Origin of the sequence: Halopseudomonas xiamenensis (assembly GCF_014219065.1) — a bacterium.
Classification (GTDB): Bacteria; Pseudomonadota; Gammaproteobacteria; order Pseudomonadales; family Pseudomonadaceae; genus Halopseudomonas; species Halopseudomonas xiamenensis.
Genome location: NZ_JACLGO010000005.1, coordinates 70656 through 86926, shown reverse-complemented (window position 1 = coordinate 86926; position 16271 = coordinate 70656). Strand labels below are relative to the sequence as shown.

Sequence of the window (16271 nt, the reverse complement as noted above, 5' to 3'; positions counted from 1 at the left end):
GGCTCCATCATCCGAAGGAGTTCGCCATGGAACACGCCCTGCAGCCCTATACCGCGCTGGTTCCGCGTACCGACAAACTGGTGGTGCAGAAGGCCGGGCACACCGCCTTGCTGACCATCGACAATCCGCCCGCCAACACCTGGGATACCGATACCCTTCACGGCCTGTATGAGCTGATCGGTCATCTGAGCGCGGACCCGGATATCTATGCACTGGTCATTACCGGGCGTGGCGAACGGTTCTTTTCCGCCGGCGCCGATCTGAAGATGTTCGCCGAGGGCGACAAGGCCTACGCCCGCCTGGTGGCGCGCCTGTTCGGCCAGGCGTTCGAGGCGTTGCGGGATTTTTCCGGGGTGACCATAGCCGCGCTCAACGGCTACGCCCTGGGTGGTGGACTGGAATGCGCGCTGGCCTGCGATATCCGCATTGCCGAGCGTCAGGTGCAACTGGGCCTGCCGGAGGCCGGTGTCGGGCTGCTGCCCTGCGCCGGTGGTACCCAGGCGCTGGCCTGGCTGGTGGGTGAGGGCTGGGCCAAGCGCATGATTCTCTGTGGCGAGCGCATTGACGGGGTCAAGGCAGAGCGCATCGGGCTGGTCGAGGAGGTGGTCGAGCAGGACCAGGCGCTGGCTACCGCGTTGCGCCTGGCGGCCCAGGTCAGCCGCCAGAGCCCGCAGGCGGTCAGGGCCTGCAAGCAGTTGATCCAGGGGGCGCGCAGCCAGTCGTTGAACAGCCTGCTGGCGAGCGAGCGCGAACGCTTCGTCGACCTGTTCGACCTGGAGGATACCCGCGAGGGGGTCAGTGCCTTCCTGGAAAAACGCCCACCCCAGTGGACCAACCGCTGACCCGGGCAAGCAGTGGCGCGGCTCAGGCGCCGCGCCACTCCGCGACCAGCCGTTGCATCAGCTCGGCTGCCGGTAGTTCGCGGGCCAGCGGCGCGCCCTGACCGGCCCATTGCGCGGCGAACTCGTGATTGCCGCGCTGGCTGGCGGCGGCATTCAGCTGCTTGGCGGCGTCATAGGCGATCGGATAATCGGCCGGCGGCGGGCTGCCGGCGGCTGCGCCATGGCTGATCAGGCGGTTGAGCATGCCCCGCGCCGGACGGCCCGAGAGGCTGGCGCTCAGCCGTGTGGTGCCGGCCCGCTCACTCTGCAGGGCCTGACGGTAGGCGGCGTTGGCCGATGACTCCGGGCACAGGATGAAGGCGGTGCCGAGCTGGGCCGCGGCGGCGCCCAGTTCCAGCGCGCCGCGTATACCGGCGCCATCCATGATGCCACCGGCGGCGATAACCGGCAGGTTGGTGTGGCGCACCAGCAAGCGGACCAGTACCGAGGTGCTCAACTGCTCATCAGCGGCCATGGGGTCGAACATGCCGCGGTGGCCGCCGGCTTCGATGCCCTGGGCGACGATGGCGTCGATCCCGGCCTGCTCGACCTGCCTGGCTTCACGCAGATTGGTGGCCGTGGCCAGCAGGCAGATGCCGGCCTGGCGCAGCGCGTCTATGCGCTCGGCAGCGGGCAGGCCGAAGTGGAAGCTGACCACCGCCGGGCGCAATTCCAGCAGCATGTCGAATGCCTGTTCATCTTCGATGAAGCTCTTGTAACCGGCCTTGATGGTACTGGGTGGGGCCATCCCCGCCTCGGCGAACAGCGGTGCCAGGTGCTGCAGCCAGGCCGCTTCGCGGGCCGCATCCGGTTGCGCCGGAGCATGGCAGAACAGATTGACGTTGAACGGTCGGGAGGTCAGCGCGCGGGTCTGTTCGATCATCTGCCGTGCCTGCTCGACCGGGCTCGGCCCGATGCCCAGCGAGCCGAGCCCGCCGGCATTGGATACTGCCGCCGCCAGCTCTGGCGTGGACACACCGGCCATGGGAGCCTGGATGATGGGCAACTGGATGCCGAGACGGGTCAGGAAAGAGGGAGTGCCGTGCATGGAAGCTCCTTGTGCTGCTGAATGGTGGAGTGCCGGACAGCGCCGGCACCCGATTCTACACCTGTTCAGCCAAGCAGCAGCATGGCGGCTTCCATTTCCGCCGACAGGTCTTCCTGCTCCTGGTCCGCGGCCGGGTCGAGGCCGAGGCGGGCGAACGAGGAAATATCGCTCCAGTCCATCTGCGCATAAGGGTGTTCGCTGCCGGTCAGGCTCTGCAGCAGGGCGACCTGGACTATATCGGCGTAATCTACCGTTGCCGGGGCACGCTGGAAGTCCAGGTGCTGGCTGGGTACGTGGCGCAGAGGCTGGGGAAAATCCCAGGCGGCCAGGATGCGATCGCCAAGCAGCGGATGAATCCGCTCGATGATGAGGCCCAGGCTGACGGAGTCGTCGAGCAACTGGCTGTGCTCCTCGGCGTAACTGAGGATCGGCAGCACGCCGATCTGGTGTACCAGTCCGGCGAGGGTCGCCTGGTCGGGTTTGAGCCGGGTGTAGTGTTGGCATAGCACATGGCTGATGCCGGCTACCTCGGTGCTGCGCGCCCAGACCTCGCGCATCTTCTGGTCGATGACGTCGGTGGTGGCCTGGAACAGCTGCGCCATCGCCAGTCCGGTGGCCAGGTTGGCGGTATAGACGATGCCCAGGCGGTTGACCGCCATGCTCAGGTCGGTGATCTCCTGGCGCGAGCGCAGCAGCGGACTGTTCACCACCTTGATCAGGCGCGCGCTCAAGGCCGTGTCGGTACTGATCTGACGTACCAGTTCGGGGATGCTGATGTCCGGGTTCTCGGCGGCTTCGCGGATACGCAGCGCGACCTCGGGCAGCGTCGGCAGCACCAACTGGTCGCGCTCGATCGCCTGAATCAATTCTTCCTGCACGCGCAGGGCCAGATCAGTCATGACATTCTTCCTTGATTATTGCTTGGCAGCCTCGGCAGCCATCTGCTCTTCGTAGGGTAGTGTTGCCACACTCAATGATGGCTCGGTGATATTGGATAGGCTCAGTGTAGTCGATTGTGCCGCTTCGTTCTGCAGTACCGCAAGCAGTTCGACACCTTGCTCGCCACGCGCCGCCATCACCACCTCGCCCACGGCCTGGCCGCTGTTGCTGTCGAGGATCGGGGTCGCCGGTTCCGGCAGCTTGTCACCGGCCCAGCTCAGGCGATACATGCGCCGCTTGAGCTTGCCCAGGTACTGCATCCGCGCGACGATTTCCTGTCCGGTATAGCAACCTTTCCGGAAACTGACGCCGCCCAGTTGTTGCAGGTTGAGCATCTGCGGGATGAAGCTGTCACGGGTCTGGCTGCAGACCTGGCCGATGCCGGCGTGTATCTGCTGCAGTTGCCAGTCGTTCAACGCCGCCGGCTGGGCTTCCTGCAGCATTGCCTGGACGGCGGACCCGGCGCGGCTGGCCGGCAGCCAGACTTCCAGCATCGATGCGCCCACCGGCAGGGCCAGGCCCTGGGCAGCATCAAGCTTCTCGCGGTCGATGCCGGCTGCTACCAGGCTGGCGTCGAGCTGCTCGCCCCACAGCCCCAGGCGCAGCCACTGGTCGCTGACATCGGCCAGTTGCACCTTGAAGAACACCGCGTACTTGGCCAGGTCCGCCTGCTGGGGCTCCAGCAGCTCGGCGGCCATAGCCAGCAGGTAATGCTGCTCGTCGAGCTTGAGCAGGCGGAAGCTCGACTGCATGCGCCCCTTGGGGTTGCAGCGTGCACCCAGGGTGCTGTCGCCCGCTTGCAGCGCGGCGATATCGCAGGTCAGCTGCCCCTGCAGGAAACGGCTGGCATCCGCGCCGCTGACACTGAGGATGCGCTCATGACCGAGCAGGGCCAGTGCGGTGGCGGGGAGGGGGGAAGGCGACTGCTGCGGAAACAGCGCGGACAGATCGTTGGTCTCGTGCATGGTTCGGACAGACTCCCTATCGATGGATGTTGAACTGGATTCATTCTGCCACAGATGCGCCGGCAACAGACTCCGGTAACGGTTATACTGCAGCTTGTGCCCGAACAGGTTTCATTGAATGGAGAGAGTGATGTCGGCAGAGGTGGAAAAAAAGCGATTGTACTGGCATAGCCGGCGCGGCATGCTCGAGCTGGATGTTCTGCTACTGCCTTTTCTGGAAGAGGTCTATTCGTCACTGGATGAGGCGGATCAGGCTCGCTACCGTCGCCTGCTGGAATGCGAGGACCAGGACATGTTCGTCTGGTTCATGCAGCGCGGCGAGCCGGAAGACCCGGATCTGAAACGCATTGTGAGGATGATACTGGATCGTGTCCAACCCGACTGATGCCCTGCTGCTCAAGCGCCAGCCATCACGCTGGCTGGGCGGCCTGATCATATTGCTGACCATGCTCGGTTGCATGGCCCTGTACCGTAGTGCCTTGCCGCCGATTCCGGCGGCACTGTGCGCGGTGCTGCTGTGGGCCTATTGTCTGTGGGTGTGGCCGCGTCAGGTCAGCCTGCGGCATGCCGATTCGGTCACCGGGTTGCGCTTCGACAGCCAGGGTTGGCATATCTTGCGCCGTGATGGCACGGAAATGGGCGCCCGGCTGCTCGCCGATACCTATGTCAGCGCGCTGCTGACGGTGGTGCGCCTGCGTCAGCCGGGGCGCTGGCTGCCGATCTCGGTGATCCTGCCGGCGGATGCCGCCACCGAAGACTCGCTGCGTCGCCTGCGTCTACGCCTGCGTTTCAGTCGTCAGCGCTGGGCGGCTGCAGAATAGTGTCCTGCGCCTGCTCCAGCTGCTGCGGATAATCCAGGGTGTAGTGCAGGCCGCGGCTTTCCTGGCGCAGCATGGCCGAGCGAATGATCAGGTCGGCCACCAGCGCCAGGTTACGCAGCTCCAGCAGGTCGCGGGAGACGGTGTAGTTGCTGTAGAACTCATGGATCTCGGCCAGCAGCATATCGACCCGGTGCTTGGCCCGCTGCAACCGCTTGGTGGTGCGTACTATGCCCACATAGTCCCACATGAAGCGGCGCAGCTCCTCCCAGTTGTGCGAGATGATCACATCCTCATCCGAGTCGGTGACCAGGCTCTCGTCCCAGGTTGGCAGTTGGTCCGGTAGCGCCGACTCGGGCAGCTTGTCCAGGATGTCACGGCTGGCGGCGCGACCGTAGACGATGCATTCGAGCAGCGAGTTGCTGGCCATGCGGTTGGCGCCGTGCAGTCCGGTGAAGCTGGTTTCGCCGATGGCGTAGAGATGGTCAACATCGGTCAGGCCAGTGCTGTCCACCATCACCCCGCCGCAGGTGTAGTGCGCCGCCGGTACCACCGGGATGGGTTCGCGGGTGATATCGATGCCGAAGCTCAGGCAGCGCTCATGCACGGTGGGGAAGTGCTCACGGATGAAGTCGGCGGGCTTGTGGCTGATGTCCAGGTACACGCAATCCAGGCCCAGGCGTTTCATCTCATGGTCAATAGCCCGGGCGACGATGTCGCGGGGCGCCAGTTCGGCACGGTCATCGAAGCGCGGCATGAAACGGCTGCCGTCCGGCAGCTTGAGCAGGGCGCCCTCGCCGCGCAGGGCCTCGGTGATCAGGAAGCTCTTGGCCCGCGGGTGATACAGGCAGGTGGGGTGGAACTGGTTGAATTCCATGTTGGCCACCCGGCAGCCGGCGCGCCAGGCCATGGCGATGCCATCCCCCGAGGCGCTGTCGGGATTGCTGGTATATAGATAGACCTTGCTCGCCCCGCCGGTGGCCAGTACGGTGAAGCGGGCGCCGAAGGTGTCCACATGTCCGCTGTCGCGGTCGAGGATGTAGGCGCCCAGGCAGCGGTTGCCGGGCTGGCCCAGCTTGGCGCTGGTGATCAGGTCGACGGCGACCCGGTTTTCCAACAGTTCGATATTGCTGTGGGCCTGAGCCTGTTGCAGCAGGGTGTTGAAGATCGCCGCACCGGTGGCATCGGCGGCGTGGATGATGCGTCTGTGGCTGTGGCCGCCCTCGCGGGTCAGGTGGAAATCATCGCTCTCGCTGCCGTCTTCCCGGCGTTCGCGGGTAAAGGGCACGCCCTGTTCCACCAGCCAGCCGATGGCGTCGCGGCTATCGCCGACGATCTGACGTACGGCTTCTTCATGGCACAGCCCGGCGCCGGCAATCAGGGTATCCTGCACGTGGGCATCGACCGTGTCGGTATCATCCAGCACCGCCGCCACGCCACCCTGGGCCCAGAAGGTCGACCCCTCCGACAGCCGCCCCTTGCTGATCACGGCGACACGCAGATTGTCCGCCAGATGCAAGGCCAGCGTCAGACCCGCTGCACCACTGCCGATTACCAGTACATCGTATTGCTGTTGTCGGGCCATGGGAGTCTCTTTGTCCGGATTGGTCGGCACGAACTGGCCGCAAGCGGCGGTCCGGCACCGGGTAGTATATAGAAGGCAAGTGATTCACAATACTGCCATATCCAGGGTCTGTCGCCGTTCCACCGACTCTGGACCAGAACAATCGCTGGCTGGCATTGCCGCGCGACCGAGTGCCGAATATCATCATTGGGCCATCCTGCCGCGGAACTTTTTCTGCGGCCGCAGGCTCTTAGAGCTGAACCTGAGTGAGGGGAGAACTTTTGGTTACATCGCGGGTCTATCGCAATAGATTGAGTCCGGCAGGTCAGCGTGGCGGTACAGGCACATGACCGAACAAACCGACCAGCAGCTGGTCGAACGGGTGCAGCAGGGAGATAAGCGTGCCTTCGACCTGCTGGTACTCAAGTACCAGCACAAGATTCTGGCCCTGGTGACGCGTTTTGTTCACGACTCGCATGAGGCGCAGGATGTCGCCCAGGAAGCTTTCATCAAGGCCTATCGAGCCTTGGCAAATTTCAGAGGGGACAGCGCCTTTTATACCTGGCTGTATCGGATTGCGATCAATACCGCCAAGAACTATCTGGTAGCCAGGGGGCGGCGTCCACCCGACTCAGACATAGCGGCCGAAGATGCCGAGTACTACGATGGCGACAGCGCCCTCAAGGATATCCACTCTCCCGAGCGGGATCTGCTGCGAGACGAGATAGAACAGGTAGTCAACCGAACCCTGCAGCTGTTGCCGGGAGATTTGCGAATGGCGCTGACCCTGCGTGAGTTCGAGGGCCTGAGCTACGAAGACATAGCCAATGTGATGGAGTGCCCGGTGGGGACTGTGCGGTCAAGGATATTCAGAGCACGGGAAGCCATCGACAAAGCCCTGAAACCGCTGCTCGAAGCGTGATCTCGGGGGAACCGTGATGCCCTGTGGGGCCAAAATGATAGAGGTAGAGCAATGAGAAGCGAATCCTTGCGGGAGACTCTCTCCGCGCTCATGGATGACGAGGCAGAGCAACTGGAACTGCGCCGAGTCCTTCATGCCGGTGATCAGGATCCTGAGGTCCGTCGCACCTGGGAACGTTACCAGTTGGCACGGTCCGTCATGCACAAGGAACCGTGGCAAGCAGAGATCGATCTGTCTGCCGGCATTGCGGCGGCGCTGGCTGATGAACCGACTCCTTCCAGCGCCCCGGCCACTTCCTCGCCCCGCTGGAAAGCGCAGCTTGGTCGGCTTGCCGTGGCTGCCTCGGTTACCGTGGCGGTGCTGGTGGGTGTGCGCATGGTCAACCAGGATGTCAGTACCGACAACACCATGGCGGTGGCCCCCCAGAGCACTCCGGCGAGCGCTGGCGTACCGGCCATGGCAGCGGCACCGGCGCGTCCGGGTGCGGTGCTGGCCGGCTTCTCGTCACTGGCCGATCAGGACCAGCCGGCCCAGCCGAATGGACCTTCCGCCTGGCAGGAGCAGCGCATCGGCAACTATCTGCGCCAGCATGCTGAAAACAATGCGCAGGCAGCGCCGCAACTGGTTCCCTACGCCCGCGCAGCGAGCCTGGAAAATAATTAGTGTCGCGATTGAAACACGTGTTGAGGTGGTCCGGATTGGCCACCTTGCTGGTTGCGCCGGCCCTGTGGGCCGATGACAGCAGCCGCTGGCTGGAGCGTATGGCGCAGGCAGTGCAGGAGCAGAGTTATCACGGCTCCTATGTATATGAGCGCTCCGGCATCTTCACCACCCAGGATATCTGGCGCAAGGTCGACAGCGATGGCATTCATGAACGCCTGCTGCAGACCGCCGGCCGGCATCAGGAATGGGTCCGGCATGATGGTCAGCTGGTCTGCGCCTCCTCCCTGTCCCAGAACAGATCCTCGCAGAACATCTCGACTCGTCGGGCCGACCCCAGGCAATTGGGCGAATGGTACAGCCTGCGGGTATTGGGCGGTACGCGGATTGCCGCACGCCCGGTGACAGTCATTTCATTGCAGCCGCGCGATGCCTTCCGCTATGCCTACGAGCTGTACCTGGACAACCAGACCGGGTTGATGCTCAAGTCGTTACTGGTCGATGAAAGCCGGGAGTTGCTTGAGCGCTTCCAGTTCGCGGCGATCTCCTTCGATGCGCCTGACTACCAGACCGGGCTCAAGCCCAGCAGCTCCTGTCTCGAGCTGGAGGCGCCGGAGGATGTATCGGCTGGCGCGACCGAGTTCTGGGAGCCGGGCTGGTTGCCGCCGGGCTTCGTGCTGGGGGATCGGCAGGTGCGGTCGCTCAAGGGCGATGCCCATGTCACTTCACAGATCTACAGCGACGGCCTGGCCAGCTTCACCCTGTTCGTCGAGCCGCTGGGCAAGGACAGTCTGGCCGAGGACCTGCGGGCGCAACTGGGCCCGACGGTGGCGGTCAGTCGCCGCCTGATGACCGAGGATGATCTGTATCTGGCAACTGTGGTCGGCGAGATCCCGCCGCGGACCGCCGAGCGCATCGCCGAATCCCTGAGTCAGTCCATGGCTGGAGCGCAGCCGTGATCGAGGAACGTGGGCGGGTGCTGAGCGTGGAGCAGGGAGCGGTATGGGTCGAAACCGTACGCCACAGCGCCTGCAGCAGTTGCCAGGCCCGCGCCGGTTGCGGCCAGTCCTTGATGCAGCGGTTGGGTGTCGGCTCACGCCAGGGTTTTATCCGCGCGCTGGACGATGGTCATTGCCGGGTCGGCGACGAGGTGCTCATCGGCATTCCGGAAAGCGCGGTGCTGCATGGTTCGGCCCTGGTGTACATGTTGCCGTTGCTGGCATTGTTCGTCGGTGCGCTATTGGCGCACGGCGCCGGTGCCGGCGAGCCGGCGATCATTCTGGCGGGGTTTGCGGCCATGGCCGTCGGCTTTGCCGCGGTGCGCTGGCACAGCCGGCGCCTGGACAACGACCCGGCATTCATGCCCCGGGTGCAGGGGGTGGCATTGGCCGGTTCGGGTTCGGCCATTGTCAGCGATAGACGAGAAAGGAGTGGTATATGACAGCAGTACAGCGATGGTTGCTTGTGGTGGTCGGTGCCTGGCTGATGTCCTGGCAGATGTTGGCAGGCGCAGCGCAGTTGCCCGATTTCACTGAACTGGTCGAAGAAGCATCACCGGCGGTGGTCAATATCAGTACCCGTCAGACCGTGACCCGCCGTTCCTCGGCGATGGGGCCGATGATCCCCGACCTGGAGGGCCTGCCGCCGATCTTCCGCGAGTTCTTCGAGCGCAGCTTCCCCGATGGTTCGCAGTCCGCACCGCAGCGCCAGGCGCAATCGCTGGGCTCGGGCTTCATCATCTCCAAGGACGGCTACGTACTGACCAACAACCACGTGGTCAGCGGCGCCGACGAGATATTCGTACGGCTGTCGGACCGTCGGGAGCTGGAGGCCACCCTGGTCGGCGCCGACCCGCGTTCGGACCTGGCGCTGCTGAAGATCGACGCCGGCGGCGACCTGCCGGTGGTGCGGATGGGCAAGTCCGCCGATCTGAAGACCGGCGAGTGGGTGCTGGCGATCGGCTCGCCGTTCGGTTTCGAATACTCGGTGACCGCGGGCATCGTCAGTGCCAAGGGCCGCAGCCTGCCCAACGAGAGCTATGTCCCGTTCATCCAGACTGACGTGGCGATCAACCCGGGTAACTCCGGCGGTCCGCTGTTCAACCTCAAGGGCGAAGTGATCGGTATCAACTCGCAGATATTCACTCGCTCCGGCGGCTTTATGGGCCTGTCCTTCGCCATCCCGGTGGATGTGGCAATGGATGTGGTCGAGCAACTGAAAACCGATGGCTCGGTGCGCCGTGGCTGGCTGGGCGTGGTGATCCAGGAGGTCAACAAGGATCTCGCCGAATCCTTCGGTCTGGAGCGTCCGGCCGGCGCCCTGGTTGCCCAGATCATGCCGGAAGGGCCGGGTGATAAAGGTGGCCTGCAGGTTGGCGACGTGATTCTCAAGCTCGACAACCAGGACATCATCATGTCCTCCGATCTGCCCCATGCGGTGGGCCGCCTGCGCCCCGGCAGCAAGGCCACCATGCAGATCATGCGTGGCGGCAAGCGCCAGCAGCTGACCCTGGAGATCGGTGCACTGCCGGATGACAATGGCCTGGCCGCTGCCCCTGGTTCGTCCTCGTCGCAGGCACCGACTGTCTCGGACAACCGCCTCGGACTGGCGGTAGTGGAGCTGACCGACGAGCAGAAAAAGGCGCTGGACGTGTCCACCGGTGTGGCGGTGCGCGAGGTTCGTCCCGGCCCCGGGGCGATGATCGGCCTGCGTCCTGGTGATGTCATCACCAACCTGAACAACCGCGCGGTCGAATCGGCGGCGGACTTCGAGAAGATCGCCAGTGCGCTGCCGGTCAATCGCTCCATCTCCATGCGTGTGATTCGCCAGGGACGGGCCAGCTATATCACCTTCCGTCTGTCCGAGTAAGCCGGTCGAATGGTCGCGAGGGCAGGGGATTGCCGGCGTACAGTGCTGGCAATCCCCTGCGGGGACAGATAGCGCTGTGCAGTGGAATCGGGTAAACTCGCGGGCTGTTTTCGGGGGAGCCCCCGGTCACCGCCATGTCTGGCAAACCATCTCTGGAAGAACCCTGCAGTGAGCGACCTGAGCCTGATCCGTAACTTTTCCATTATTGCCCACATCGACCACGGCAAGTCGACGCTGGCCGACCGCTTCATCCAGATCTGCGGCGGGCTGACCGAGCGCGAAATGGCCGCCCAGGTGCTGGACTCGATGGACCTGGAGCGCGAGCGCGGCATCACCATCAAGGCTCACAGTGTCACCCTGTACTACCCTGCGAAGGACGGCAAGACCTACCAACTGAACTTCATCGATACGCCCGGCCACGTCGACTTTCACTACGAGGTCAGCCGTTCGTTGGCCGCCTGTGAAGGTGCTCTGCTGGTGGTCGATGCGGCGCAGGGGGTCGAGGCGCAATCGGTAGCCAACTGCTACACGGCCATCGAGCAGGGCCTGGAAGTCATGCCGGTGCTGAACAAGATCGATCTGCCCCAGGCCGAGCCCGAGCGGGTGCAGGCCGAGATCGAGAGCGTCATCGGCATCGATGCCACCGATGCGGTGACCTGCAGCGCCAAGAGCGGGCAGGGTGTCGAGGACGTGCTGGAGCGCCTGATCGAGGTGATTCCGCCGCCGCAGGGCGAGATCGAGGCACCCCTGCAGGCGTTGATCATTGATTCCTGGTTCGACAACTACCTGGGCGTGGTGTCGCTGGTACGGGTCAAGCAGGGCCGTATCAAGAAGGGCGACAAGGTGCTGGTCAAGTCCACCGGCCGGGTCCACCAGGTGGACAGCGTTGGTGTGTTCAACCCCAAGCACACGGAAACCGCGGATCTCAAGGCCGGTGAGGTGGGCTTCATCATCGCCGGTATCAAGGATATCCAGGGCGCGCCCGTGGGCGACACCCTGACCTTGTCCAACACCCCCGATGTGGACATGTTGCCGGGCTTCAAGAAGGTCCAGCCCCAGGTCTATGCCGGCCTGTTCCCGGTCAGCTCGGATGATTTCGAGGACTTCCGCGATGCACTGGAGAAACTCACGCTCAATGATGCCGCGCTGCAGTACGAGCCGGAAAGTTCGGACGCGCTGGGTTTCGGTTTCCGCATCGGCTTCCTCGGCATGCTGCACATGGAGATCATCCAGGAGCGGCTGGAACGCGAATACGATCTGGACCTGATCACCACCGCGCCCACCGTGGTGTTCGAGGTGGTGAAGAAGGGCGGCGAGGTGATCTATGTCGACAACCCGTCGCGCCTGCCCGACCCCTCGCTGATCGAGGAAATGCGCGAACCCATAGTCCGGGCCAACATTCTTGTACCCCAGGATCACCTGGGCAGCGTCATCACCCTGTGTATCGAAAAGCGCGGCGTGCAGCAGGACATGGTGTTTCTCGGTACCCAGGTGCAGGTGATCTATGACCTGCCGATGAACGAGGTGGTACTGGACTTTTTCGATCGTCTGAAGTCGGTCAGCCGCGGTTACGCCTCCCTCGATTACGCATTCGACCGCTTCCAGGCCGCCAAGCTGGTACGCCTGGATGTGTTGATCAACAACGACAAGGTCGATGCCCTGGCGCTGATCGTACACCGTGATAACGCGGCGTTCCGCGGGCGGCAACTGGTCGAGAAGATGAAGGAGCTTATTCCACGGCAGATGTTCGACGTGGCCATTCAGGCAGCCATGGGCGGGCAGATCGTCGCGCGCTCGACGGTCAAGGCGCTGCGCAAGAACGTCCTGGCCAAGTGCTACGGTGGTGATGCCAGCCGCAAGAAGAAGCTGCTGGAGAAACAGAAGGCCGGTAAGAAGCGGATGAAGCAGGTCGGTAACGTGGAGATCCCGCAGGAAGCCTTCCTGGCCGTGCTGAAAGTAGACAACTAGGGGCGTCGCAAGACTGATTATGCATATCAACTTTCCGCTGTTGCTGGTGATCGCCGTGGCCGTTACCGGCCTGTTGGCTCTGCTCGACTACATCTGGTTCGCACCCCAGCGCCGGCGCGCCGTGGCCAGCTACCAGTCCCAGGTACAGGTTGCCGACCCCGGTGCCCTGCAGCGGCTGAACAAGGAACCCTTGCTGGTCGAATACGGCAAGTCGTTCTTCCCGGTACTGGCGGTGGTACTGATCCTGCGCTCGTTCCTGGTCGAGCCGTTCCAGATTCCCTCCGGCTCGATGAAGCCGACCCTGGAAGTCGGTGACTTCATCCTGGTCAACAAGTTCGCCTATGGCATACGCCTGCCGGTGCTGGAGACCAAGGTGATTCCGGTGGGCGACCCGCAGCGCGGCGATGTGATGGTGTTCCGTTATCCGAATGATCCGCGCATCAACTACATCAAGCGCGTGGTCGGTCTGCCGGGTGATCGTATCGGTTATGCCGACAAGCAGCTCTCGGTCAACGGTGAGGTGGTACAGCGCGAGCTGCTGCGCACCATCAGCGATGACGAGGTGCCCGCGGGGCATCCGTTGCAGGCGCTGGCCCAGGTCGATATCTACCTGGAGCAGCTGGGCGAGGAAGCCCATGAAGCACGTTACAAGCGCCTGTCGCAGACGCCGCCGGCGCGCGAGTGGGTTGTCCCCGAGGGGCACTATTTCATGGTTGGCGACAACCGTGACAACTCCAATGACAGTCGTTACTGGTCCGCACCGGAAATGCCACAGGAGTTGTGGGGCATGGTCCCGGACAACTATATTGTCGGCAAGGCCTTCGCCGTATGGATGCATTGGCCGGAACCGAAACTGAGCAATCTGCCGAGCTTCTCCAGAGTTGGCCTGATCAATTAGGGGTACCCCTTCAGCCAGGGATGGTGGCAGGAACTGATATCAACAACGGACGTACGAGGTTATCCATGCGCCAATCTCAGAAAGGCATGTCTTTTTTCGGCTGGCTGGCGGTCATTGCGCTGGTGGTATTCGGTGTCGTCATCGCGATGAAGCTGATCCCCATCTACCTGGACCATTTCGCCCTGCGCAAGATCGTCACTTCGGTGAATGAGGACCCCAGCATCAAGATCGGCTCCCTGCGCGATATGCATTCGCACATCAACAAGGGGATGCAGATCAACAGCATCCGCGATATCAAGGCGGCGGATGCGGTGAGCGTGACCAGCAGCGGAACCAATACCTATACTGTCACCATCAAGTATGAGGTGCGTGCGCCCATGCTCAAGACCGTGGACCTGCTGGTCCATTTCGATGAAACCCATATTGTCAGACCCTTAATGTGAGCAACAAGCTAGACCGACTGGAAAGAAGAATAGGCTACAGTTTCAAGGACCAGGATCTGTTGGTCCTGGCGCTGACCCACCGCAGCCTGGGTGGGCGCAACAACGAGCGCCTGGAGTTTCTCGGCGACTCGATTCTCAACTTCGTCGCGGCCGAGGCGCTGTTCGAGCGCTTCCCGCAGGCGCGTGAGGGCCAGCTGTCGCGCCTGCGCGCGCGGCTGGTCAAGGGCGTGACCCTGGCCGAACTGGCCAAGGGCTTCGATCTGGGTGAATACCTACGCCTGGGCTCGGGGGAACTCAAGAGTGGCGGTTTTCGCCGCGAGTCGATCCTCGCCGACACCACCGAGGCCATCATCGGAGCCATCTACCTGGACAGCGGCATGCAGGCCGCCCGGGAACGCATCCTGCTGTGGCTGGCCAGCCATATCGAATCCCTGACCCTGGTGGACAACAACAAGGATCCGAAGACCCGACTGCAGGAATACCTGCAAGGCCAGCACAGCGAACTGCCGCAGTATGAAGTGATTGACGAAAGCGGTGAGGCCCATTGCCGGGTGTTCCGCGTTGAGTGTCGGGTCGCCTTGATGACCGGACAGACCTTTGGTGTCGGCAGCAGCCGCCGCCTGGCCGAGCAGGAAGCCGCCAGACAAGCCCTGATCGCCATGGGCGTGGAGAAAGTGAATGACTGATACAGCACCGCGCTGCGGCTATGTCGCCCTGGTTGGCCGTCCCAACGTCGGCAAGTCGACCCTGCTCAACCATATCCTCGGGCAGAAGCTGGCGATCACCTCGCGCAAGCCGCAGACCACCCGTCACACCCTGCTCGGCATCAAGACCGAGGACAATGTGCAGGCCATCTATGTGGATACCCCCGGCCTGCACAAGGACAATGACAAGGCACTGAACCGCTTCATGAACAAGAGCGCCTCGCAGGTACTGCGCGAGGTGGACGTGGTGCTGTTCGTGGTCGATCGCACGCGCTGGACCGATGAGGACGAGCTGGTCTGGAACAAGGTGCGCCACCTGCAGTGCCCGGTAGTGGTGGTGGTCAACAAGGTCGACCGCCTGGATGACAAGAAGGACATGCTTCCGCATCTGGAGTGGTTGACCAAACAGTTGCCCAACGCCGAGGTGGTGCCGGTGTCGGCGCTGCACGGGCGCAATATCGATAGGCTGCAACAGCTGATCGGCAGCCTGCTGCCCGAAGGCGAGCATTTCTATCCGGAAGACCAGTTGACCGATCGCAGCTCGCGCTTTCTGGCGGCCGAACTGGTACGCGAGAAGGTCATGCGCCAGCTGGGCGCGGAAATTCCCTACCAGGTCGCGGTTGAGATCGAGCAGTTCAAACAGGAAGGCAAGGTGTTGCACATCCACGCCCTGATCCTGGTCGAGCGCGAGGGGCAGAAGAAGATCATCATCGGTGATGGCGGGGCGCGGATGAAGAAGATTGGCCAGGAAGCGCGGATGGACATGCAGAAACTGTTCGGCAGCAAGATCATGCTCAACCTCTGGGTCAAGGTCCGGCGCGGCTGGTCCGATGACGAGCGTGCGTTGAATTCGCTGGGTTATCGTTTCGACTGATCCATGCAGCCTTCGCTGAGTCCGGCCTATGTACTGCACAGTCGGCCCTACCGCGACAGCAGCGCGCTGGTCGACCTGCTGACCCTGCACCAGGGGCTGCAGCGGGTGGTCTGGCGCGGTGCCCGTGGCCAGCGGCGCAAGCTGGCACCGCAACCTTTCGTACCCATGCTGGTAGGCCTGGCTGGGCGCGGCGAGCTGAAGACCCTGACCCAGGCCGAGGTCGCCGGCAGCTTTGCCCTGTTGCAGGGCCAGACGCTGTTCAGCGGCCTGTATCTCAACGAATTGCTGGTGCGCCTGTTGGCCAGCGGTGATCCCCAACCATTATTGTTCGCCGCTTACCAGCAGGCGCTGGAGCAACTGGCTGCAGGCGCGGCGGTGGAGCCGGTGCTGCGCCGTTTCGAATGGCAGCTACTGGACATCCTGGGCTATGGTTTCAGTCTGACCAGGGATGCCAGCGGCCAGCCGGTCAGTGCGCAGCAGCGTTATCTCTGGCATGCCGCCGATGGCCTGCAGGTGCTGCACGATCCGCTGCTGGTCGATGCCGGGCTGCCCGGCAGCGCCCTGCTGGCCATGGCCGCCGATGACTGGAGCGCGGCGGCTACGCTGCGCGCCGCCAAGAGCCTGATGCGCCAGGCGCTGGGTATCCATTTGGGCGACCGCCCGCTGGTCAGCCGGCAATTGTTCGCCCGGCAGGCCGATTTCAGAAAAGGAGAGTGACA

General features: G+C 63.3%; 18 protein-coding genes. 14 read left to right on the top strand and 4 right to left on the bottom strand.

Annotation, left to right across the window (positions count from 1 at the left end):
• Nucleotides 1-26: 26 nt before the first annotated feature.
• Complete coding sequence (locus tag H6X51_RS04825) at nt 27-842, top strand: enoyl-CoA hydratase (RefSeq protein WP_185266385.1); 816 nt, start codon at nt 27-29, stop codon at nt 840-842.
• 22 nt (nt 843-864) lie between these two features.
• On the opposite strand, the gene H6X51_RS04820 is transcribed toward H6X51_RS04825, so the two are convergent.
• The 3 genes from H6X51_RS04820 to ygfZ all read right to left on the bottom strand — a co-directional run bounded on the left by H6X51_RS04820 (nt 865) and on the right by ygfZ (nt 3833).
• Nucleotides 865-1929 (bottom strand): NAD(P)H-dependent flavin oxidoreductase, encoded by a 1065-nt coding sequence (locus tag H6X51_RS04820; RefSeq protein ID WP_185266384.1) that lies wholly within the window; start codon nt 1927-1929, stop codon nt 865-867.
• 65 nt (nt 1930-1994) lie between these two features.
• Complete coding sequence (locus H6X51_RS04815; RefSeq protein ID WP_185266383.1) at nt 1995-2828, bottom strand: HDOD domain-containing protein; 834 nt, start codon at nt 2826-2828, stop codon at nt 1995-1997.
• Nucleotides 2829-2843: 15 nt separating this feature from the next.
• Nucleotides 2844-3833 (bottom strand): CAF17-like 4Fe-4S cluster assembly/insertion protein YgfZ, encoded by a 990-nt coding sequence (gene ygfZ / locus H6X51_RS04810; RefSeq protein WP_185266382.1) that lies wholly within the window; start codon nt 3831-3833, stop codon nt 2844-2846.
• Nucleotides 3834-3963: 130 nt separating this feature from the next.
• Between ygfZ and H6X51_RS04805 the strand changes: the two genes are divergently transcribed.
• Nucleotides 3964-4218, top strand: a complete 255-nt coding sequence (locus H6X51_RS04805; RefSeq protein WP_105647187.1) for an FAD assembly factor SdhE — start codon at nt 3964-3966, stop codon at nt 4216-4218.
• Nucleotides 4202-4654, top strand: coding sequence for a hypothetical protein (locus H6X51_RS04800; RefSeq protein ID WP_185266381.1), 453 nt, complete (start codon nt 4202-4204; stop codon nt 4652-4654). Before H6X51_RS04805 ends, H6X51_RS04800 begins: the two co-directional genes overlap by 17 nt.
• On the opposite strand, the gene nadB is transcribed toward H6X51_RS04800, so the two are convergent.
• Nucleotides 4623-6236, bottom strand: a complete 1614-nt coding sequence (gene nadB / locus H6X51_RS04795; RefSeq protein WP_185266380.1) for an L-aspartate oxidase — start codon at nt 6234-6236, stop codon at nt 4623-4625. The genes H6X51_RS04800 and nadB overlap by 32 nt on opposite strands.
• A gap of 325 nt (nt 6237-6561) precedes the next feature.
• Between nadB and rpoE the strand changes: the two genes are divergently transcribed.
• The 11 genes from rpoE to recO all read left to right on the top strand — a co-directional run bounded on the left by rpoE (nt 6562) and on the right by recO (nt 16269).
• Nucleotides 6562-7137, top strand: coding sequence for an RNA polymerase sigma factor RpoE (rpoE, locus tag H6X51_RS04790; RefSeq protein WP_105647184.1), 576 nt, complete (start codon nt 6562-6564; stop codon nt 7135-7137).
• Nucleotides 7138-7188: 51 nt separating this feature from the next.
• Nucleotides 7189-7800: a sigma-E factor negative regulatory protein gene (locus H6X51_RS04785; RefSeq protein ID WP_185266379.1), complete on the top strand. Its 612-nt coding sequence runs from the start codon at nt 7189-7191 to the stop codon at nt 7798-7800.
• Nucleotides 7801-7835: 35 nt separating this feature from the next.
• Entirely contained in the window at nt 7836-8756 is a 921-nt protein-coding gene (locus tag H6X51_RS04780; RefSeq protein WP_185266378.1) for a MucB/RseB C-terminal domain-containing protein, read from the top strand.
• Nucleotides 8753-9238: a SoxR reducing system RseC family protein gene (locus H6X51_RS04775; protein WP_185266377.1), complete on the top strand. Its 486-nt coding sequence runs from the start codon at nt 8753-8755 to the stop codon at nt 9236-9238. Before H6X51_RS04780 ends, H6X51_RS04775 begins: the two co-directional genes overlap by 4 nt.
• On the top strand, nt 9235-10665 hold the full coding sequence (locus H6X51_RS04770) for a DegQ family serine endoprotease (protein ID WP_185266376.1): 1431 nt from the start codon (nt 9235-9237) through the stop codon (nt 10663-10665). Before H6X51_RS04775 ends, H6X51_RS04770 begins: the two co-directional genes overlap by 4 nt.
• Nucleotides 10666-10833: 168 nt before the next feature.
• Nucleotides 10834-12633, top strand: coding sequence for a translation elongation factor 4 (gene lepA, locus H6X51_RS04765; RefSeq protein ID WP_185266375.1), 1800 nt, complete (start codon nt 10834-10836; stop codon nt 12631-12633).
• Between the two features lie 19 nt (nt 12634-12652).
• Entirely contained in the window at nt 12653-13531 is an 879-nt protein-coding gene (lepB, locus tag H6X51_RS04760; RefSeq protein ID WP_185266374.1) for a signal peptidase I, read from the top strand.
• A gap of 65 nt (nt 13532-13596) precedes the next feature.
• Complete coding sequence (locus H6X51_RS04755) at nt 13597-13974, top strand: DUF4845 domain-containing protein (RefSeq protein ID WP_185266373.1); 378 nt, start codon at nt 13597-13599, stop codon at nt 13972-13974.
• Nucleotides 13971-14660: a ribonuclease III gene (rnc, locus tag H6X51_RS04750; protein WP_185266372.1), complete on the top strand. Its 690-nt coding sequence runs from the start codon at nt 13971-13973 to the stop codon at nt 14658-14660. Before H6X51_RS04755 ends, rnc begins: the two co-directional genes overlap by 4 nt.
• Complete coding sequence (gene era / locus H6X51_RS04745; RefSeq protein WP_185266371.1) at nt 14653-15552, top strand: GTPase Era; 900 nt, start codon at nt 14653-14655, stop codon at nt 15550-15552. Before rnc ends, era begins: the two co-directional genes overlap by 8 nt.
• A gap of 3 nt (nt 15553-15555) precedes the next feature.
• On the top strand, nt 15556-16269 hold the full coding sequence (gene recO / locus H6X51_RS04740) for a DNA repair protein RecO (protein WP_185266370.1): 714 nt from the start codon (nt 15556-15558) through the stop codon (nt 16267-16269).
• The last annotated feature ends 2 nt before the right edge of the window (nt 16270-16271 follow it).